This window comes from Amycolatopsis sp. MtRt-6, from assembly GCF_017308975.1.
Taxonomy (GTDB): domain Bacteria; phylum Actinomycetota; class Actinomycetes; order Mycobacteriales; family Pseudonocardiaceae; genus Amycolatopsis.
Map to the genome: position 1 here is coordinate 323,972 of NZ_JADWPD010000001.1, position 18,763 is coordinate 342,734.

The window sequence follows — 18,763 nt, forward strand, 5'->3', positions numbered from 1 at the left end:
CAGTGGTGTGGACGAGATACCGCCTCCGCCCGTGCTGACCGACCTGACCGAGGTCGAACGACAGGTGGTCGACGCCGCCCGCCGTGGAGAAGCTGTCAAGCCCGCCACCACGATGACGGCGGAAGAACTGGCGGTCACCGACGACGCCGAACTTCGGGTACGAGCCGATCTGCTGCGCGAACTGCTCCGCGGCCTGCGCGGTGACCTCGACCCCCGCGGAATCCGGATAGTGGGTGTACGGGTCGTCGGAGAGCTCGACCTCGACCACGTCACCGCCGTCACCGGCCTGCACTTGTACCAATGTGCGCTGCCGGACGGCGTCTCTTGCCGATACGCGCGCCTTCGCGACCTGTATTTGGACGGAAGCCTGCTCACCTACCTGCGTGCCGACGGCCTCCGCACCGACAGCAACCTGTTCGTGCGGGACGCCACCATCACCGACACCAGAAAAAACGGTGCGATCCGGCTGATCGGTGCCCACATCGGCGGCCAGGCTGTCCTGCTGATGTCCAGCCTGGACAACAGTTCAGGTCCGCTCCTGGTAATGCACGAGGCGCAGGTCACCGGGGCGTTGTTTCCCCCGACGTCGCTGGTGTGTCCGGCCGGCCGGCAGGAGGTGGGCCGCCGTGGCTGTCCTGACCGCGATCGCACCATCACGGCCCACGGATTGACCTTCCCGATCCTGCGGGAAACGTCATGGCGGCAATGGCTGCACCTGCTGGTTCACCACACCCCCACCTATTGGCCCCAGCCCTTCCAGCAACTCGCCGCCACCGAGCGCGCCGCCGGCCACGACAACAACGCCCGCGAAGTGCTGATCACCCAGCAACACGAACTCCGCCGCCGCACCCCTCAGGCTCTGGGCAACCGGTTCGCTCGCGGGCGGCACGCGCTCTGGGGCCGGCTCGGCCGCTACGGCTACCGCGCCCACCGCCTCGTCACCGCCCTCGCCGTCGTTCTCACCCTCGCCGCCGGCCTCGGCCTGCTCGCCGGACACGTCACGACCCGCCCCGGTCACCACGCCGCCGAACGCGTCCCGCCCGCCACCGCAAAACCCGGCGCCCCCGGCACGCCTTGCTCACCCGTCGAACTCATCGGACTCGGCATCGACCGCGGACTCCCCCTCGGCGCCACCGGCATTCGCGCCCACTGCGACCTCGACACCGCCACCGCCTGGGGCCAAACCTTCACCGCCGTCCTCTGGGCACTCCAAGCCCTCCTCTGGGGCCTGGCCACCCTCGCCATCGCCGCCTACACCGGCCTCGTCCGCAAACCCACCTGACAACCGCGTTGCAAAGGTGCGAACCCGGGGCGAGGGGCACGCAGGGGGCACGGTGGGAGGTACGGACGCCTTATACGACGAAGGCCAGGCGAGAGGAAGCACCCCTCTTACCTGGCCGTTGTCGTGTCTTCTGCGGTGTGGAGCTGAGGGGAATCGAACCCCTGACCCCCGCCTTGCAAAGGCGGTGCTCTACCAATTGAGCTACAGCCCCGGACGCGGGCGGCAAGCCGCCCGCGGGAAACCTCAGTTGTGGGAAGCGCCCGCCGGCTTGGCCGGGGTGGTGCCGTTGGTGGAGGGGACCGGCGCGGTCGCCTCGCGCCACAGGTCGGCTTCGGCCTTGGCTGCCTTGTTGCGCTTGACGACGAACAGAACGCCGCCCGCGATGACGGCGAGTGCCAGCAGCTTCTTCACCGAAGCCCCCTTCTCAGCTTGCTTCCCTTGCCCGTGATGTTACTGCACCGGCGCCGGGTGGTGTCGGGTGCCGTTGGTTCCACGTGGAACCAACATCAACGCAGGTAAGCGACGTCACACGCAGCGCGAAATACCCGGGCGTGGGCGGCTCGTTGTACCGGGTGGCCGGTGGACGCCCCGGCCGTGCCTGCTCAGCCCTGCCGGCCTTCTCTTCCCGGCAGGGCTGACTCGTTTCCGGACGCGCTCCAGGACGTCAGGATCCGCAGGGCGTCCTGCGAGGGGCTGCCGGCCTCGGCGGTCAGCACCATCAGGCGCTGGCCGGAGCCGTCCGGGCTGGCCCAGGTGTCGCAGTCGAGGGTGAGGTCGCCCACGAGGTGGTGCCGGTAGTGCTTCGTGCCGTAGCCGGCGTTGCTGACGTGGTGTTCGGCCCACCAGGCGCGGAAGTCCGTGTCCTGAACGGACAGTTCCCCGACCAGCCGGGCCAGTTCCGGGTCATCGGGATCGGCCTCCATCCGCAGCGCGGCAACGGCTTCCCGGGCGTCGTGCCGCCAGTTCCGGTGCAGCTCGCGGCAGACGGGGTGCGTGAACAGCAGGTGCACGTAGTTGCGGCGCGCGAGCGTCGAGAAGTCGACATAGAGCGCGACCGCCGCCGGGTTCCAGTCGAGGACGTCGAGGCGTTTGCCGAGGACCAGGGCGGGCGTCTGGGTGAGCTGGTCCAGCAGGCGGCGCATGGCGGGCCGCACCCGCTGGGGCGCCCGCCGCCGCCGTGGCCGGTCGTCACCGCGGCCGGCGAGCTCGTAGAGGTAGCGCTCCTGGTCTTCGTCGAGGCGCAGGGCGCGGGCGAGGGTGGCGAGCACGGACGCGGAAGCCCGGACGCGGCCCTGTTCGAGGCGCGTGTAGTAGTCGACGCTGATCGCGGCGAGCTGGGCGACCTCCTCACGACGCAGCCCGGCGACCCGGCGCGCCGAGTCCGTCGCGGGCAGACCGCAGTCCCCCGGGGCCAGCTGTGCCCGGCGCGCCTTCAAGAACGCGCCGAGGTGGGACGGGGTCGCGGAGTTCATGGCTCCAGTGTGCGGTTTCCGCCGCGGCGGTGCGGGGGCAGGTTCCTTCCCAGGCAAGGACTTTCCCTTTTTGCGCCGGTCGTCCCGGGCGATGGTGGAGGTACCACCGAGCACGAGGAGTTCCGATGAGCAAGACCAGCGTCACGTTCACCAGTGCGGGGATCGACATCGCCGCGCACCTGTACGTCCCCGATTTTCCGCAGGAGCCGCTACCGGCGCTGGTGGTCGGGCACCCCGGCACGGGGGTGAAGGAGCAGACGTCGGGCACCTACGCGCAGCTGATGGCTTCGCGCGGGTTCGTGACGTTGGCGTTCGACGCCGCGTACCAGGGCGAATCGGGCGGCCTCCCCCGCGGCTTGGAGGACCCGGCCCAGCGGGTGGAGGACTTCAAGGCGGCGGTCTCGTACCTGACAACGCGCCCGGAGGTCGACGCCGGCCGCATCGGCCTGCTGGGCGTGTGCGCGTCGGGCGGCTACTCCCTCGCCGCGACCGCCGGGGACCACCGCGTCAAGGCGGTGGCCACGGTCTGCACCGCGGAGCCGGCCCGCCAGTTCCGCTACGGAGCCGACGGCACCCAGGACCCGGCGGTGTTCCAGGGCCTGCTGGCCGCGGCCGCCGAGGCCCGCACCAAGGCAGCCCACGGCGAAGACCCCGGCGTCCTGACGATGTTCCCCGAGACGGCCGAGCAAGCCGGCGCCCTCGGCGGGCAACACGGAATCGAGGGCTGGGAGTACTACTGCGGCCCGCGCGGCCACCACGAGCGTTCGGCGAAGTTCCTGGCGTGGGAGAGCGTCGACCGGATGGCGTCCAGCGACGTGTTCCACGCGGTGCCGTTGATCGGCCCGCGCCCGATCCTGCAGATCCTCGGCGAGCACGCGGTCACGGCCTGGATGGGCCTGGAAGCCCACCGGCGCGCCACCGGACCCGCGGAGGTCTACTGGATCGAGGGCGCGAGCCACGTCGACCTCTACGACAAGCGCGAGTACATCGACCAGGCGGTGGAGAAGCTCGGCGAGTACTTCACGGTGAACTTGGACAAGTGACGACCTGGCCGGCTCAGGCTCCCTTGATCCGTTCGACGAGCTCATCGCGGTACTCCCGCACCGCCTGCAACTCCGGTTCGTCGCCGGTCGCCCGCTTCAACGCGCCTTCCAGGATCTTCAGCCCCTGGCGTTCGTCGCCGCGCGCGTCCGCCTGCCGCGCGGCGTTCTCCAGGGCTTTGGCGAGCTTGGTCTGCGCCTCGGGTTCCTTGGCGGCCTTGTGGATCCGGATCCAGTTGCCACCCGGATCGACGACGGTGAACCCGGTGTACCGGTCGTTGCGCAGCCGCGGCCGGGTCATGCGCGGGATGCCGGAGGTGAGCAGTTTCCCGTGCACGGACCGCATTCCCGCCGCGAAGGCCTCGAACAGCTCACTGGTGTCCGCGACGATGACCAGGCAGGTGCTGTACGACTGCGCCGGGTCGTAGCCGTCCATCCCGAAGAAGTGCAGGTTGATGTCTTCCCGCCGCACCGCGACGTGCGGGTTCGGCCGCGTCTGCCGATAGGTGATCTCGAAGCCGAGCATCTCGTAGAACGACGCGATCTCGTCGATGGAAGGACAGGGCAGGAGCGGAATGGTCAGTTCGTTCGCCATTGCCCGAAGCTAAAGCCGAACCCGCCGAAACGACACCGAGGTATTTGCTGGTGCGAACGCCGGTATGGCCGAGCGACTCGGTCCGAGTCGCTCGGCCTGCCGCGGTGCTGCAAGCGATCGGCTGAGGTGCTGGACGGTCAGGAGCAGCAGCCTTCCGGCTGCGTGGCCTTGTCGACCTGGCCGGTTTCCGCGTCGGGGGTGCAGCACGTGGCCGGGGTGGCGAGTGCCGCACTGCCGGCGCCGAAGGTCTGCGAGTCGGCCTTGACGGCGTAGACCTCCCACGGCTCCTGACCGGGGCCGTGCACCCACACCTTGTCCTGCACGGCGTAGCAGCAGGTGGTGTTGTCTTCGGTCAGCGTCTCCAGGCCCTCGCCGGTGAGGCGCTTGCCGGCCTCGCTGACCTGGTCGGTCGATTCGACCTCGACGCCGAGGTGGTCCATGACCGTGGCCTGGCCGGGCTCGCCCTCCAGGAGCACGAGCTTGAGCGCCGGTTCGGCGATGGCGAAGTTGGCGTAGCCGGGGCGGAGCTTGGCCGGCTCCGTGCCGAACAGCTTCGAGTAGAAGTCGATCGAGCCTTCGAGGTCCCCGACGCGCAGCGCGAGCTGTACCCGTGACATCCCGTTCTCCTTGAATAGACGTTTGTCGAAACAGTGGCAAGACTTAGATTGCTCTCTAGATAGAGAGCTGTCAAGATAGACACATGCCGAAACAGCTGCCGATCGCCGCGATGGACGCCTGCTGCTCCCCGCTCGCCCGCCAACCGCTGAACGAGGACCAGGCCGCCGAGCTGGCCAAGCTGTTCAAGGCGATGGCCGACCCGGTTCGCCTGCGGCTGCTCTCGCTGATCGCCTCCCACGCCGGGGGCGAGGCGTGCGTCTGCGACCTGACCGACGCCTTCGACCTGACCGGCCCGACGATCTCCCACCACCTCAAGGTGCTACGTGAGTCCGGGCTGATCACCGGCGAGCGGCGCGGGACCTGGGTGTACTACCGCGTTCACCCCGAGGTGCTGGCCCGGCTGTCGGCCGTGCTGGTCCCCGGTGACGCGATCGTCCCGGCGTGACCGACACGCACGCCGGGGTGGTCGGCAAGCTGTCCACCCTGGACCGGTTCCTGCCCGTGTGGATCGCCGCCGCGATGGTCGCCGGGCTGCTGGCCGGCCGCTGGGTCCCCGGTCTGAACACCGCCTTGTCCGCGGTGCAGGTCGACGGGATCTCGCTGCCGATCGCCCTCGGGCTGCTGGTGATGATGTACCCGGTCCTGGCGAAGGTCCGCTATGACCGGCTCGGCACGGTCACCGCCGATCGGCGGCTGCTGTGGCCGTCACTGGTGCTGAACTGGCTGATCGGCCCGGCGCTGATGTTCGCGCTGGCCTGGCTGCTGCTGCCCGATCTGCCGGAGTACCGGACCGGGCTGATCATCCTCGGCTTGGCCCGCTGCATCGCGATGGTCATCATCTGGAACGACCTCGCCTGCGGCGACCGCGAAGCAGCCGCCGTGCTGGTAGCGCTGAACTCGGTGTTCCAGGTGATCGCGTTCGGCCTGCTCGGCTGGTTCTACCTCGCCGTCCTGCCCGGCTGGCTCGGCCTGCCCCAAGCCGACCTTGCCGTGCCGGGGTGGCAGATCGCGAAAAGCGTGCTGATCTTCCTCGGCATCCCGCTGCTGGCCGGCTACCTGACCCGCCGGCTCGGCGAACGCGTCAAGGGCCGCGCCTGGTACGAGACGCGGTTCCTGCCGAAGGCCGGCCCGGCCGCGCTCTACGGGCTGCTGTTCACGATCGTGGTCCTCTTCGCCTTGCAGGGCGACCAGATCACCGCGCGGCCGCTGGACGTCGTCCGGATCGCGGTTCCGCTGCTGGTCTACTTCGGACTGATGTGGGCCGGGTCCTACGCGTTCGGCAAAGCCGCCGGCTTGTCCTACGAGCGCACCACGACACTGGCGTTCACCGCCGCGGGCAACAACTTCGAACTCGCCATCGCGGTTGCGATCGCGACGTTCGGGGCGGCCAGCGGGCAAGCGCTCGCCGGGGTCGTCGGGCCGCTGATCGAGGTGCCCGTGCTCGTCGCGCTCGTGTACGTGTCCCTGGCGCTGCGCCGCCGCTTCACCCCGACCCCCGTGGAGGCCACCCCGTGAATATCCCCGAAGTGCTGTTCGTCTGCGTCCACAACGCCGGCCGCTCCCAGATGGCCGCCGCCCTGCTCGCTCACCACGCGGGCGGCGCGGTCGACGTCCGTTCTGCCGGCTCCGCGCCCGCGGAGAGCATCAACCCCGCCGTGCGCGAGGCGATGGCCGAAATCGGCCTTGACCTGTCCCGGGAAGTCCCGAAGAAGCTGACGACCGACGCGGTCGAGGCCGCCGACGTCGTGATCACGATGGGCTGCGGTGATGCCTGCCCGATCTTCCCCGGCAAGCGCTACCTCGACTGGCAGCTCGACGACCCGGCCGGCCAATCCGTCGAGCACGTCCGGCCGATCCGGGACGAGATCGACCGCCGCGTCCGCGCCCTGCTCGCCGAGCTCGTCCCCGCCACGTCCTGAGCCTTCCACCCGTCCCCTTAATCGTTTATCGTCGATGGACGATGAAGGGGGTCGTTGTGCTCGATCGCCACACTGCCGAGACCTACGCGGGCTGGTTCCGCGCGCTGGCCGACCCGACCCGGGTCCAGATCCTCAACCTGCTGGCCTCCGCCGGCACACCGATGACCGTCGGGCAGATCGTCGAACGGGTCGAGGTCGGCCAGTCGACCGTGTCCGCCCATTTGAAGATCCTCACCGAAGCCCGGTTCGTGCTCGCCGAACCACGGGGCACGGCCCGGCTCTACCAGGTCAACCAGCGCTGCGTGTCCTGCTTCCCGACCGCCGCCGACGTCGTCATGGGCCGCGAAGTGCTGCCGTTCGCCGCCGTCACCTGCGAGATCGCCCGATGAACCCCGACCGGGAGGCGGTCCACGAGCGCTACGCCACCGCCGCCCGACGGGCTCTGGACGGCGAGGGAACCGGCCTGCTCGCCGGCGACGGAGAGGCCGAATGCCTCGGCGCCGTGCACTACGCCGACGAGGACATCCCCGCCGAGGTATCCGCGAGCAGCCTTGGGTGCGGCAACCCGCTGGCCGTCGCCGATCTGCACCCCGGGGAAACGGTGCTCGATCTCGGCTCGGGTGGCGGACTCGACGTCCTGCTCTCCGCCCGCCGCGTCGGTCCCACCGGCCGCGCCATCGGCCTGGACATGACCGACGACATGCTCACCCTCGCCCGCCGCCACGCCGAGCAGGCCGGCGTCACGAACGCCGAGTTCGTCAAAGGCACGATCGAGCGCATCCCGCTGCCGGACGCCTCGGTCGACGTCGTCATCTCCAACTGCGTCATCGCGCTGTCGTCCGACAAACCGGCCGTGTTCGCCGAGATCGCCCGCGTCCTGCGCCCCGCCGGCCGCCTCGGGATCACCGACATCGTGGCCGACGACACGCTCACCGACGCCGAGCGCGCAGCCCGCAACGGCGTGGTCGAGTGCCTCGGCGGCGCGCTCACTGCCGACCGCTACCGCGCTCTCCTGCGTGACGCCGGGTTCGCCGGCACAGACGTCCGGCTGACCCACGAAGTCGGTGACAAGCTGCACTCGGCGATCATCCGCGCCACTCGGCCTCCCCTCATCGTTCCGATGACGGCCGACCACGCCGAACAGGTCCTGGCGATCTACCAAGCCGGACTCGACACCGGGCACGCCAGCTTCGAAACCACCGCCCCCGACTGGGCCACGTGGGACGCCGTCCATCTGCCGGCGCACCGGCTCGTGGCTCTCGACGCGGCTGGAGACGTGCTCGGCTGGACCGCGGTCAGCGCCGTGTCCTCCCGTTGCGTGTACGCCGGGGTCGTCGAGCACAGCGTGTACGTCCGACCAAGCGCGCACGGTCAAGGCGTCGGACTTGCGCTCCTGAACGCGCTGATCAGCTCGACCGAGAACGCAGGGATCTGGACGATCCAAAGCGGCATCTTCCCCGAGAACACCGCGAGCCGAGCGCTCCACCGCCGCGCCGGCTTCCGCGAACTCGGTAGCCGCGAACGGATCGGCCGGCATCATGGCCAGTGGCGCGACGTCGTGATGATCGAGCGGAGGTCTTTTGACCTCGCCGTTCAGCGTCCGTGGACGTCCACCGAAGGTTGTGTTTGCTCCTGACGATTGTCACTCAGTTCTGACGCCTGACCAGGCGAAAGACTCGGAGTATCGACGTCGAATTCCTGCCGCCGCAACTAGGCTGGCGATCGAGAGGAGATGCAAGTTGACCGTTCGGATGATGATGTCCACCAGACCGTCGGGACACAGCTCGATGCGGCCAACGTCCCGACAGGGTTCAACTGGCCCAGCGCGGGAAACACGGTGGGACGCCGAAGCGCCCCACCGCCGCCTTATCACTTAGGCCAATAATTGAACCTGTAGCCGCTGTAGCAGATACCTGCACAACTGGGGTCACGAGGAAAGTACTCGAGCGGCCCAACTTTGTAGTATCGAGCGAATTCGCTCCGCTCACGGACACAGTTATTGTAGTTTTCGCCGCACCACCTGCTATTGACGTCTGCTACGCCGGCACTGGTAGACGGCGCCGCGGCGCCGCCCTGAGCAGCCATCGCGACACCCGGAGCAGCCAACGCCGCCACTGCGGCCCCGGCCACAATGAACGTCTTTACAAGATTCTTCATAATTCCCCTCGAAAATTGCAGGTGGAATTCGGATTCCACTTGTTCAACCAGATAACGCATGAGTTATCCAGTTCAATGCATGGCGAAACGCGAAATAGAATCCGACTTCCCCAGTCAGGTTCGAATACACCTAGGAGGCTAGCATCATGTTGATCATCCCGCCAGGCCAACCCCGGACCTCGCGCCGGACGGGATCCAATGAGCCACGATGACGTCCATGAACAACAACTCGGCGCCGCGCCTCCCACCGGTCGGACGCTCCCGGGTCCAGCGCGCACTGCGGTTCCGAGTCGGCGCTGTCGCCGAGCTGGACAATGGTGCCGGCGAGTGACGCACCATGGACACCCGCCAGCGAGCCAACCAACGACGTCGAGCGTAAGGCCAACGTCGCGTCGGGCTGGATCGAACGCGCCATTTTCACGGAATGATCCACTGGTGGCGCTGCCCTACCGGTTCTTCGCGCTCGGCACCCATCCAGACCGTCAGCAGCTCGTCGACTGGCTACGCCACAGCGGTGGGCCGCGTTGGGAGCGGTTCGTTGCCAAGCAGACGACGGCTGGTGCGGCCGAGGCTCCGCCGGACTGAAGTTCCGCTCCGTACGTCACTCAGGTCATGAAAGAGGCCGGTTCGCATAGTGCGAACCGGCCTCTGACCTGCGTGGGCCTACCAGGACTTGAACCTGGGACCTCTTCGTTATCAGGGCAAGTCCACGGGTCATTGATCTCGTGACATCGCACTTAGCCTCGCCGGCAACGTCCGTGAAAGTCCGTCCGTGAACCTCACTGACTCTGATGGTTGTCACTCAGTTTGTCACTCTCGCTTGCCGAGATCCTCACCGCTATAGCGAGCAACGTGCGAGCCGCGCGAGCGAAGGCGAGATTAAGTCGGGCGGTCTCCGTCGTGTGGTGTGCTGGCCCCAGCAGCCGCTGGCATGCCGTCAGCGTCTGCTCATACAGTCTGATCGCCTCCTCAAGCTGGCCAGCGCGCTGGTAGGCCCTCGCCAGATTGACCCACGAAGTCAGAGTGTCCGGGTGCTCGGCACCCAATATTCGCTCCCGGTCGGCGAGGGTCCGCTCATGCAAGCTGATCGCCTCGTCAAGCCGTCCCGCCGACACGTAGGCGTCAGCGAGATTGTTACGCGAAATCAAAGTGCTTCGGTGGTCGACACCCAATATTCGCTCCCGGTCGGCGAGGGTCCGCTCATGCAAGCTGATCGCCTCGTCAAACCGTCCCGCCGACACATAGGCATACGCCAGATTGTTACGCGAAATCAAAGTGTGCGGGTGCTCGGCACCCAATATTCGCACCCGGTCGGCGAGGGTCCGCTCATGCAAGCTGATCGCCTCGTCAAACCGCCCCGCCAGCTCATACGCGCCAGCGAGGTTGTTACGCGCGATCAACGTATTCGGGTGCTCGTCACCCAGCAACCGCTCCCCCTCGGCGACGGTCCGCTCAAACATACTGATTGTCTCGTCAAGCCGCCCCGCCGACGCGTACGCCTGTGCGAGGTTGTTCCGTGAGCCCACGGTGTTTGGATGCTCGGCGCCCCACACCTGCTCCGAACTTTCGAGGTTCTGCTCAAGTAACGGCAACGCGCGGGTCAGATCACCGGCTTCCTCTAGCAGCCGACCGATCCAATCAGCCTGGATGAGCAGCAGCGGCGACGGATCGTTGACGTGACCGCGAACAGCTTCGAGGTGTGCCGTGAGCTCATCCAGCTCACCACGTCGCAGCGCGACCTGATGACTAGGAAAGGCCCCGGTGATCGAGCCAAGCAACCGAGTTGCCGTGTCCAACGCCGCAGCCTGGTCTTCTGCGGGTGGTCTACTGGCCTCGTGACGGACCACTAAAGCCGTGAGCCGGTGCACCACGACGACCCGACGGTTCTGACCGTAAGAGACCGCTTGAACGTCACCGCTGATCGTGACCAGCGAAGCTTCGACCAATGCGTTGATCGCTGGCCACACCGCACCGCGTAGATCGAGCTGCTCCTCGGCCTGCATCAACAAGTCTCGGCTCACGCCGTCCGGCGACAGCACTGACAGCACACGCAGTAGCCGGGCGGCATCCCCGCTGGGATCGGCGTCGGCCAACCCGGCCAAGCTGAGCTGGGTCGCTTTCAACACCCCGGGGTGATCAGCGCCAGCCTGCTGGCGCAGCATTTCATCCAGGTTCTGATCTCTCAGTAACTCCGCGTATTCGGCATAGGACAACCGAGTTCGTGCGATGAACGCCGCAGCCTGTGCCAAGCCCAGGGGCAGCCATCCCAACTGCTCACCCAGTTGCGTTCCATCTACGGCCGGGTCTAGTCCGGTGGCACGGAGCAGGAACGCTGTTCCCTCCGCTGGAGTGAACATGCCAACCTCAACCGCAGCGACTCCAGCTACGGTGGCGAACTCCCGCCGATTGGTGGTGATCAGCACCTTCGTCGTCCCGATGGCCGGGATATATCCGTGCAACACATTCGGATCGTCGACGTTGTCGAATACCAGCAGCCTCCTGGTCCGGTCGTCGTGCTCCAGCCACCGGCACACAGCCGCTGCGGCCTGCTCCGGCGTCATCTCCGCCGTCCCCGGTAGGTTGAGATGGGCCGCCAGTGCCGCAAGCTCGGACTCAGGACCGGACTCTGCGTTGACCCACGCCACTAGGTCATAACCCCGATTGAGGCACCATCGGGCGTACCGGCCGGCCAGCTGAGACTTACCCGCGCCACGTGCGCCAAGAAGCGCCACAAGCGCCGGCTTCCGACGCCGCCCGAGCGCCGCACGGACGGCTTTTTCCTCGTATGGTCGCGACTGCCACTGCCACGCTTGGCGCGGTAACGCCCCGAACACCCGCGGCTGCACCTCGACCGACGCCAGTTGTGACCGCTCCTGTTCGGCTCGCTGCCGCACTAATTCCAGCAGAACCACCACGGCCACCAGCACTCCCAACGCGGTGAACACAACCGGGCGCCACCACCACTGCTGCACCTCGACCAGGTTGGTGGCCAGGTTGCCTACCAATGCGAGGGCTACACCCACCAACGCCAGCGACACCGGTGACGGCGTCCACCGTGGCCCATGCCTCATAGTTCAACTCCGAACGGCCATGACCAGAGTGGCTGGCCACCATGCCAACAAGGGGATATGCGCTTGCCGGCAACTGCCTCGCCTTATTGCGCGCGGTGAACGGCACCACTCGTGAACCACTGAACCAGGATGACCGCCAGATGCACGGCGGCCTCGCTCTCTGCTTGGGTGCTATCGCGGTTGTGGTCAGCGGACGTGTGCCGTCCGGTTTCACCGGTCAGAAGTCGATCGAGCATGGCTGAGACCACGTCCGCTGACCCGGTTCCCGGATCCATGTCTGATTTTTCCAGAAGTGTGAACCGCCACTGATCCAACTCCTTGCGGAACTTGCGAGCGGCCGCGTGCACTGTGCTCCCAGTCCCCGGGTTGAGCAGCGGAACCGCGACGGCTTCTACCGCCTTAACAGCAGCACCGTAACTAGCCGATGGATTTGGGCGACGACCGTAGACCTCGCGCCAGGCGGTTTCGAGGTTGGCCGCAGCGGCTGTTGAACCTACGGATGTGGCTAGCTCGCGCGCTTGCCGCCACGCCTCGGTCGCGGTCGGGTCCACTCGGCGGTACAGGCCGCGAAGTTCCGCATCTACGTGCCAGGCAGAACCAGTGTCCAGCAGCAAGTCGATCAAGGCTAGAAGGTGCTCAAGCCACTGGTCCTGCCACGTCCGACCGTAGCCATCGGAGTCGAGGTCTTCCCAGCCAGGGTGCAAAGAAATTACCGCGTCGACAACACTAAGTGGATCGAGTGGACGCGGTGACTCGATGCCAGCAAGGTTACCGGACACGATTCGGATAACCGCATCTTGATGGCTGCGTGGATAGCTGGCATACGAGGACGCCTGACTGTTAGGAATCCACGATACGCGGAAGCGATTGAGTACTCGGCGCGCCAACTCCTGCTCATTGCTGAGGACGCTGGCGACCCACCGGACGAGGTCGTTCTTGAGATGCGGTGGCACGTCCTCATACAACTCAGCCTCGGGAAGCTTGCCTGCATCCCGTTCACCCAGGGTTGGCCACGGCGCCAGCCGAGCTAGTTCCGCGCGGTCATTCTCGTCCATGACAGTCAACGCTAGCGCCTAACACCGACACAACTGCGCCGACATTCCCGAGTGAACCGTTCCGTCAGGTGCGAAGCGTTGCGTCAGGAAGTCTTGATTAGGCCCATCCGGTCGGCCATGCCGCGAACCTCACGGGCTACGCCCTCGCGCCGGGCCCGAGCGAGCATTGTCGAGATGATCTCCCGAACGAACGGGTTCGTTCGAGTTCGAATGTGTCCCAGCTTCTCGGCCCGAACGAGCAGCGCCAGCACTTCCTCATCGGGACGGCGGATGCCGTAGAGAGCGCGGGCATGCTCGATCAGAAACGTCGTGCGCCGCGAGTCAATGGTCAACTCGGCCGGGTCAACGGTCGCCGCCAGCCTTGCGGCCTCGGCGTGGTCGCCGCGTTCGAGGGCAGATGAGATGCGCCAGAGCACGACGTTGGCCGGGCTGAACAGCAGGAAGTTCCGGTTGCCGTACTCGACGTGCTCGGCCAGGCCGGCGGCCTCGTCGAGCGCCGCGGTGGCGTCGCCGCCCAGGACGGACTCGGTGTAGCCGGTGGTGAGGGTGAGCGCGCCGCGCACGTCGTAGGCATCGGCCGGCACGTAGTCCAGCGCTCGCCCGGCGAGCTTGGAGGCTCGCTTGTGTGCGCCGAGGCCGGCTAGGGCCTGTGTGCGCGCGAACTCGGCGAGGGCGATCCAGCCAGGTTCGCCGAGCCGCTGCGCTGCCTCGTGTCCGCGGTCGGCGGCGATCCAGGCCAGCTCGAACGCGCCGAGACCCTTCGTGAGCAGGGCCGTGGTGTGGGTGGCGGTGACGAGCGAGCGGAGTGCGTCTGGCTTGTCGACGTGGGTGTGCAGGGCCAGCAGCAGCTCGGGGAGCCGGGCGCCGACCTCGGCGTCTTGGTTCGCCTGCCGCAGGGCTGCGACCAGCTGCGTTTCGGACAGCAACTGTCCAAGGTCGCCGATCGGCGGCTCGGTGCCGTCGAGGTCGGTGCTCAGCAGGGCGTCGCGGATAGCGGGGATGGCGGAGTCGGCCTGCGGGTCGCGGATCTCCAGTCCGTCGCCGGTGATGTCGGAGAGGCTGACGCGGAGCGCGCCGGCGATCGCGACCAGGGTTGAGCGCTTGTCGATCGCCGTGCGCTCGTTTTCGATCTTGGACAGGTAGCCCTTTGAGAGGCCGGACAGGCCGGCGAGCTGTTCGAGGGACAGGCCACGCCAACGGCGAAGCCGACGGATCGTGATGCCGATCGAGTCCATGCGCCTCAGGGTACAGACTTGGGTTTCCCGGCAGGAAACGTTTGCGACCTGCACCTTTGTACGGTCACTAACTATGCGTGATCGACGACGTACGCGACAGAGCACCGAGGGTGTTGACCAGTTCGGCGGTCCGGCACACGTCGAGGTCGAGGTACGGGAAGACAGCCGGATCGCGCTGACCAGCTCGACGCCTCCCGGCGAGCCGATCCTGTTCAGCGCCGAGTCGGCCGCACAGCTTCGGAACCAGCTGGGTGACGCGTTGACGGTCTCGCTGCGTGACGCTCGTACAGCTCGGGGGTGCAAGGCGCCATGACCTCGGAGCACTTCGACGTCCGGCCGACGTTCCGGTGTGGCGCGTCGCTGTTCAACTCGGGTGGTCAGCGGCTCAACGAGATCGATCTGGCCAACTACCAGTCTCCGAAGACGCACGCAGACATGACCGATGCCGACTGGGAGCAGGCAGCCGCTGCGCTCCGGGCGTTCGAGGCCGAGCGGGGACTTCGATGACCGCGTTGAACGACTGGCCGATGACCAGCACCGACACATGCCGGGACTTCTGGGAGTGGCACGAGTTCGCCGGGGGCGACGGGTGGGCTCACCTGTACCGGCACTCGGAGATGGCCAACCCGCGGCTGTTCATGCTGCTGCCCTGGTGCCTGACGGACGTCCGCTTTCCGCTGGAACACGACCGGCCCAGCATCAGCCGCCGCCGGGTGATCCCGAGGCCGGGCCGGGTGTGCCCGGTCTGCGCGAGCCAGAACGAACACCGGCGAATCGAGGTGCCGCGTGCGCGCTCGTGACCGCGAACTGCTCGCCGCCCTCTCGAAGGTCAACACCAAAATCGGAAGCGTGACGGTCGAATTGCTGGCCCTCCAGTCGGACGACGCACGCTATGCGACCGCCTTGCGCACGCTTGGCTGCCAACTGATCCAGATCGGCGTAGCGCTCGTTCGACACGCCAGCGAGCTGGACGGCGCTGAACTCGATCTGCCTTCCCTGATCAGCACTCCCGACACAGAAGACCCACGACCGAACGGAGCGGTCTGAACCGTGACCGAAGCTGCACTCCGACCAGCCGTCATCGCCCTGGCCGGCGGACTTCGCGAAGCCCGTACCCAGCGCGGCATCAGCCTGCGCCAGCTCGCTGACATGGTTGACCTTAACCCCTCGGTGCTGTCGAGCTTTGAACTCGGCCACCGCGCACCAGAAGACACGACCGTGGCCCACATCCTCGGTGTCTTGCGAACGCCGTACACCGTGCGCGAGCACCTCATCTACCTGGCCCGCCGCTCCCACGACCGCGACTTGATCGACCGCGCAGGACGCGCCGAAGACCTCCTGCACACCGCCTTCGAACGGCGATCCGCGCGCGTTACCGAGTGGTCGCCGTCGCTGGTTCCCGAGGCGTTGCAGACGGCCGAGTATGCCCGCGCGTTGCGGGACACCGGCTTGTTCGCCCCCGAGGACGCCGACGTGGGCTGTCTCCTCCGCACCGCACGTCAGCTCGCCCTACCCGACAAGACGGGCACGCAGTACGCGTTCCTGATGGGCGAAGCCGCTACACGCCTCGACACCTGCACCGCAGATGTGCTCCGTGACCAACTCGACCAGCTGCGCGCCTGGACGAGAAGGCCGCGGATCTCCGTGCGCCTCGTCCCCTCCGCCAACTGCCCGCCCGGCCTGGTCGAACCGTTCACCCTCTACGAACGCCGCACTGGCGCCTTCGCGGTCGCCGTGCGCAACCGCCTCGGTGGTGCCCTGTACCTCACCAACCCAGCCGCCTTGACGACATACGAGCAGGCAGCCCAGGGACTACGACGCCACGCCATCGAGAACGCGTGGCCCTAAGCCCCCGGTCGGCGCGTCCTGCCTCCCTCCAGGCGGCGCGCCGGCCGGGCCTCACGTGCCCGATTCGCCGAGCACACGTTCCTGCCGAAGCTCTAGCCTGGCCGAGGCACCCCGATAGAGGAGTCTGATGACATCGACGAAGGCTTTCACGACGGAGCGGACACAAGCTGTCTTCGAGGCAGCGTGCGCCTTCGCCGGGCTGGACGCGACCGACGCGCAGCGAGTCCGGTTCGGGGAGAACGCCATCTACCGCCTGGCCGACGGCTCCGCCGTGGTCCGCGTCGGCCGCTCCATCCCGGCCGCCACGAAGGAAGTGCTCGTCGCCGGGTGGCTTGCCGAGAACCGGTTCCCCGCCGCGACGGTGCTCGACGGCAACGAACAGCCCTTCGTCGAGGACGGCTTACCCGTCACCTTCTGGAACTGCCTCGAAGAGGACGACACACCGATCACGCCGGCCGAGTTCGGGAAGCTGCTGCACGACCTGCACGCGCTCCCCCACCCGACGGACTTCCGCTTGCCGGCCTTCTCGCCGATGCCAAAGGTCGAGCCGCGCCTACAAGCGCTGAAGGGCAAGCTCCCCGAGGCCGACCTCGACTTCCTGCGCGACCGGTACGAGGAACTCTCCGAGAAGTTCCAGGAACTTGAGTTCCCGCTGCCCGCCGGCCCTGTGCACGGCGACGCGCACCCCGGAAACGTCATGCGCGCCCCCGACGGGACGCTGAACCTGATCGACTTCGAGGACTTCGCCTACGGACCGCGCGAGTGGGACGCGGCCGTGCTCTCCGTCCGCCACCAGGCGTTCGGCTGGGCCTCCGAAGCCGAGTACGACTCGTACACGACGGCCTACGGCTTCGACCCGATCGACTGGCCGGGCTTCCCCGTGCTCAGGGCGACACGAGAGCTGAACATGACCATGTGGCTCTCGCAGACCGTCGACGAGTCCGCCGAGGTGAAAGCCGAGGTCGAGAAGCGAATCAGCGACCTACGCGACGACCAGGCGCCCCGACACTGGAAGGTTTTCTGACGGAAGGTGGATGTTGGCGAAGTCGAGGAACTCCTTCACCAACGGGTCGCCGGCATGTCCGCCCAGGCGTCCGCGGAAGTCGTCGAGGTACGAGATCACCCGGAACGACTTCAGCTTCGCCGCGGTCTCGACGACCGACCTGGCCACGTTCAACGCCTCTTCGAGGTTCCCGCCTTGCAGGTGCGACGTGGCCAGCACGGTTCGGCAGAACGAGAGGCTACGGACGTAGGTCGACTCCGAGGCCGCGATCGAGGCGGCCGCGTGGTGGTTCGCCAACTCGGCGTTCCCGATGTCGCGGAAGCAGTGCGCGAACTCGGCGTGTAGCTCGGCCTCGTCGAAGTAGTGGATCCACTCGGGGTCGTTCTCCCGGATGCCCTGGCAGTGCCACCGTTCAGCCGTGAGCAGCGCGGCCGTGACGTCCTCTGCCCTACCGAGGGACGCAAGCGCCCTGGCCTCCATCGCGTGGAACAGCGCCATCGTGGTCGGAGTGGCGTAGCCGTTCGCACCCTTGTACGCGGCGCGCGCCAGGTCGACCGCCCGTTGGAAGTGCCCGAGGAAGTTCGCCTGGTGCGACATGCCCGCGAGGATTCGACCGCAGAGCGCCTTGTCGCCGGCTGCCTTGGCCAGGCGGAACGCCTGAGTCAGGTACCGCTGCGCGAGGCCGTGCGCGCCCGTGTCATAGGCCGTCCAGCCGGCGAGCCGCGTCAGGGCAGCGACCTCCCGGAAGTACTCCCGCCCAACCGGGTCGTGCGGAGACACGTGCCTGATGTTCGGCAAGATCTCCTGGTCGAGGAACGAGGCGACGAGCGACTTTGGCCGGCCGCCGCCGTACTTGTAGTCGAAGCTGCTGAACATGGCGGTTGCCTCGCGGACCGCTTCGACGTCCACGAGGGTGATCGAGCGCGGCTCGGACGGCGGCCGCGAGCCTTCGTCGTCGGAGTCGGTCAGCCACCGGACGAGCAGGCCGCTCCAGGCCTCCGGCACGACAGCCAGCGGACCGACCCGCTTCGGCGTCCGCAACTCGAGTTCGGTGATCGCGCCCAGCGCGACCAGGCTGTGGGCGACCTCCTCCGGGTACTCCAGGCCGACGTCATCCGAGGTGGTCTCGGACGCTGCTGCGAAGCCGATCTCATCGAGGCCGACAGGCCGGCCGAGCAATTCGCCGAGGACGGCGGCGATCAGCTGGCAGGTGCGCGGGTGCGGCTTCGTGCCGTCGAGCCAGCGCTTGACCGGCACGTGGTCCGCGCTGACCAGCTCACCGCCGTCTCTCTGGCTGCGTTCGCGCACCCGGCGGGCGAACCCCTTGTTCGTCGCCCCCGCCTGTCGCATAACCGCAGCTAGAAGTGCGTTCGGCTGCTTCCCCTTGTCGACCACCGGTACCTCCGAAGGTCATTAAAGCCCCCCCCGTGCACCCCCCACGTGCAGAAATGCACCCCCGCGTGCACAC

21 protein-coding genes and 1 tRNA gene are annotated in these 18,763 nt (G+C 67.4%); 13 read left to right on the forward strand and 9 right to left on the reverse strand.

Going from position 1 to position 18,763, the window contains the following annotated elements; genetic code table 11:
- Nucleotides 1-31 precede the first annotated feature (31 nt).
- Nucleotides 32-1,282: a hypothetical protein gene (locus I4Q55_RS01665; protein WP_242545105.1), complete on the forward strand. Its 1,251-nt coding sequence runs from the start codon at nt 32-34 to the stop codon at nt 1,280-1,282.
- A 138-nt stretch (nt 1,283-1,420) separates the two neighbouring features.
- Here I4Q55_RS01665 and I4Q55_RS01670 read toward each other — a convergent pair.
- The 3 genes from I4Q55_RS01670 to I4Q55_RS01680 all read right to left on the reverse strand — a co-directional run bounded on the left by I4Q55_RS01670 (nt 1,421) and on the right by I4Q55_RS01680 (nt 2,754).
- Nucleotides 1,421-1,493 (reverse strand) — tRNA-Ala (locus tag I4Q55_RS01670).
- 32 nt (nt 1,494-1,525) lie between these two features.
- Nucleotides 1,526-1,693, reverse strand: a complete 168-nt coding sequence (locus tag I4Q55_RS01675) for a DLW-39 family protein (RefSeq protein ID WP_003100602.1) — start codon at nt 1,691-1,693, stop codon at nt 1,526-1,528.
- Nucleotides 1,694-1,884: 191 nt separating this feature from the next.
- The gene (locus tag I4Q55_RS01680) at nt 1,885-2,754 is read right to left on the reverse strand and encodes a helix-turn-helix domain-containing protein (protein WP_206784201.1); all 870 of its coding nucleotides are present in this window, start codon (nt 2,752-2,754) and stop codon (nt 1,885-1,887) included.
- Between the two features lie 125 nt (nt 2,755-2,879).
- On the opposite strand from I4Q55_RS01680, the gene I4Q55_RS01685 reads away from it, so the two are divergent.
- Nucleotides 2,880-3,797, forward strand: a complete 918-nt coding sequence (locus I4Q55_RS01685) for an alpha/beta hydrolase (protein WP_206784202.1) — start codon at nt 2,880-2,882, stop codon at nt 3,795-3,797.
- Between the two features lie 13 nt (nt 3,798-3,810).
- Here I4Q55_RS01685 and I4Q55_RS01690 read toward each other — a convergent pair whose 3' ends face one another.
- A complete protein-coding gene (locus I4Q55_RS01690; RefSeq protein WP_206784203.1) occupies nt 3,811-4,389 on the reverse strand; it encodes a hypothetical protein in 579 nt (192 codons plus the stop codon).
- Nucleotides 4,390-4,526: 137 nt separating this feature from the next.
- The gene (locus I4Q55_RS01695; protein WP_206784204.1) at nt 4,527-5,006 is read right to left on the reverse strand and encodes an ArsI/CadI family heavy metal resistance metalloenzyme; all 480 of its coding nucleotides are present in this window, start codon (nt 5,004-5,006) and stop codon (nt 4,527-4,529) included.
- An 83-nt stretch (nt 5,007-5,089) separates the two neighbouring features.
- On the opposite strand from I4Q55_RS01695, the gene I4Q55_RS01700 reads away from it, so the two are divergent.
- From I4Q55_RS01700 to I4Q55_RS01730, 6 genes are all read left to right on the forward strand, one after another.
- Nucleotides 5,090-5,452 (forward strand): metalloregulator ArsR/SmtB family transcription factor, encoded by a 363-nt coding sequence (locus tag I4Q55_RS01700; RefSeq protein WP_206784205.1) that lies wholly within the window; start codon nt 5,090-5,092, stop codon nt 5,450-5,452.
- A complete protein-coding gene (gene arsB, locus I4Q55_RS01705; protein ID WP_206784206.1) occupies nt 5,449-6,522 on the forward strand; it encodes an ACR3 family arsenite efflux transporter in 1,074 nt (357 codons plus the stop codon). Before I4Q55_RS01700 ends, arsB begins: the two co-directional genes overlap by 4 nt.
- Nucleotides 6,519-6,926, forward strand: coding sequence for an arsenate reductase ArsC (locus I4Q55_RS01710; protein ID WP_206784207.1), 408 nt, complete (start codon nt 6,519-6,521; stop codon nt 6,924-6,926). Before arsB ends, I4Q55_RS01710 begins: the two co-directional genes overlap by 4 nt.
- Nucleotides 6,927-6,967: 41 nt before the next feature.
- On the forward strand, nt 6,968-7,315 hold the full coding sequence (locus I4Q55_RS01715; RefSeq protein WP_242545106.1) for a helix-turn-helix transcriptional regulator: 348 nt from the start codon (nt 6,968-6,970) through the stop codon (nt 7,313-7,315).
- Nucleotides 7,312-8,562, forward strand: a complete 1,251-nt coding sequence (locus tag I4Q55_RS48905; protein ID WP_242545107.1) for a GNAT family N-acetyltransferase — start codon at nt 7,312-7,314, stop codon at nt 8,560-8,562. Before I4Q55_RS01715 ends, I4Q55_RS48905 begins: the two co-directional genes overlap by 4 nt.
- Before the next feature lie 956 nt (nt 8,563-9,518).
- Nucleotides 9,519-9,668, forward strand: a complete 150-nt coding sequence (locus tag I4Q55_RS01730) for a hypothetical protein (protein WP_206784208.1) — start codon at nt 9,519-9,521, stop codon at nt 9,666-9,668.
- 194 nt (nt 9,669-9,862) lie between these two features.
- Here I4Q55_RS01730 and fxsT read toward each other — a convergent pair whose 3' ends face one another.
- The 3 genes from fxsT to I4Q55_RS01745 all read right to left on the reverse strand — a co-directional run bounded on the left by fxsT (nt 9,863) and on the right by I4Q55_RS01745 (nt 14,444).
- Nucleotides 9,863-12,121 carry an FxSxx-COOH system tetratricopeptide repeat protein gene (gene fxsT, locus I4Q55_RS01735; RefSeq protein WP_307793092.1) on the reverse strand — a complete coding sequence of 753 codons (2,259 nt, stop codon included), beginning with the start codon at nt 12,119-12,121 and terminating at the stop codon, nt 9,863-9,865.
- 116 nt (nt 12,122-12,237) lie between these two features.
- The gene (locus I4Q55_RS01740; protein ID WP_206784210.1) at nt 12,238-13,209 is read right to left on the reverse strand and encodes a hypothetical protein; all 972 of its coding nucleotides are present in this window, start codon (nt 13,207-13,209) and stop codon (nt 12,238-12,240) included.
- Nucleotides 13,210-13,292: 83 nt separating this feature from the next.
- Nucleotides 13,293-14,444, reverse strand: a complete 1,152-nt coding sequence (locus I4Q55_RS01745) for a helix-turn-helix domain-containing protein (RefSeq protein ID WP_206784211.1) — start codon at nt 14,442-14,444, stop codon at nt 13,293-13,295.
- A gap of 309 nt (nt 14,445-14,753) precedes the next feature.
- Between I4Q55_RS01745 and I4Q55_RS01750 the strand changes: the two genes are divergently transcribed.
- From I4Q55_RS01750 to I4Q55_RS01770, 5 genes are all read left to right on the forward strand, one after another.
- On the forward strand, nt 14,754-14,951 hold the full coding sequence (locus tag I4Q55_RS01750; protein ID WP_206784212.1) for a hypothetical protein: 198 nt from the start codon (nt 14,754-14,756) through the stop codon (nt 14,949-14,951).
- A gap of 20 nt (nt 14,952-14,971) precedes the next feature.
- Entirely contained in the window at nt 14,972-15,244 is a 273-nt protein-coding gene (locus I4Q55_RS01755) for a hypothetical protein (RefSeq protein WP_242545108.1), read from the forward strand.
- A complete protein-coding gene (locus tag I4Q55_RS01760; protein WP_307793093.1) occupies nt 15,231-15,491 on the forward strand; it encodes a hypothetical protein in 261 nt (86 codons plus the stop codon). The genes I4Q55_RS01755 and I4Q55_RS01760 overlap by 14 nt, the downstream gene beginning before the upstream one ends.
- Nucleotides 15,492-15,494: 3 nt before the next feature.
- Nucleotides 15,495-16,292, forward strand: a complete 798-nt coding sequence (locus I4Q55_RS01765; protein ID WP_206784214.1) for a Scr1 family TA system antitoxin-like transcriptional regulator — start codon at nt 15,495-15,497, stop codon at nt 16,290-16,292.
- Between the two features lie 127 nt (nt 16,293-16,419).
- The gene (locus I4Q55_RS01770) at nt 16,420-17,316 is read left to right on the forward strand and encodes a phosphotransferase enzyme family protein (RefSeq protein ID WP_206784215.1); all 897 of its coding nucleotides are present in this window, start codon (nt 16,420-16,422) and stop codon (nt 17,314-17,316) included.
- Here I4Q55_RS01770 and I4Q55_RS01775 read toward each other — a convergent pair.
- The gene (locus I4Q55_RS01775; RefSeq protein ID WP_242545109.1) at nt 17,275-18,645 is read right to left on the reverse strand and encodes a hypothetical protein; all 1,371 of its coding nucleotides are present in this window, start codon (nt 18,643-18,645) and stop codon (nt 17,275-17,277) included. The genes I4Q55_RS01770 and I4Q55_RS01775 overlap by 42 nt on opposite strands.
- Nucleotides 18,646-18,763 lie beyond the last annotated feature (118 nt).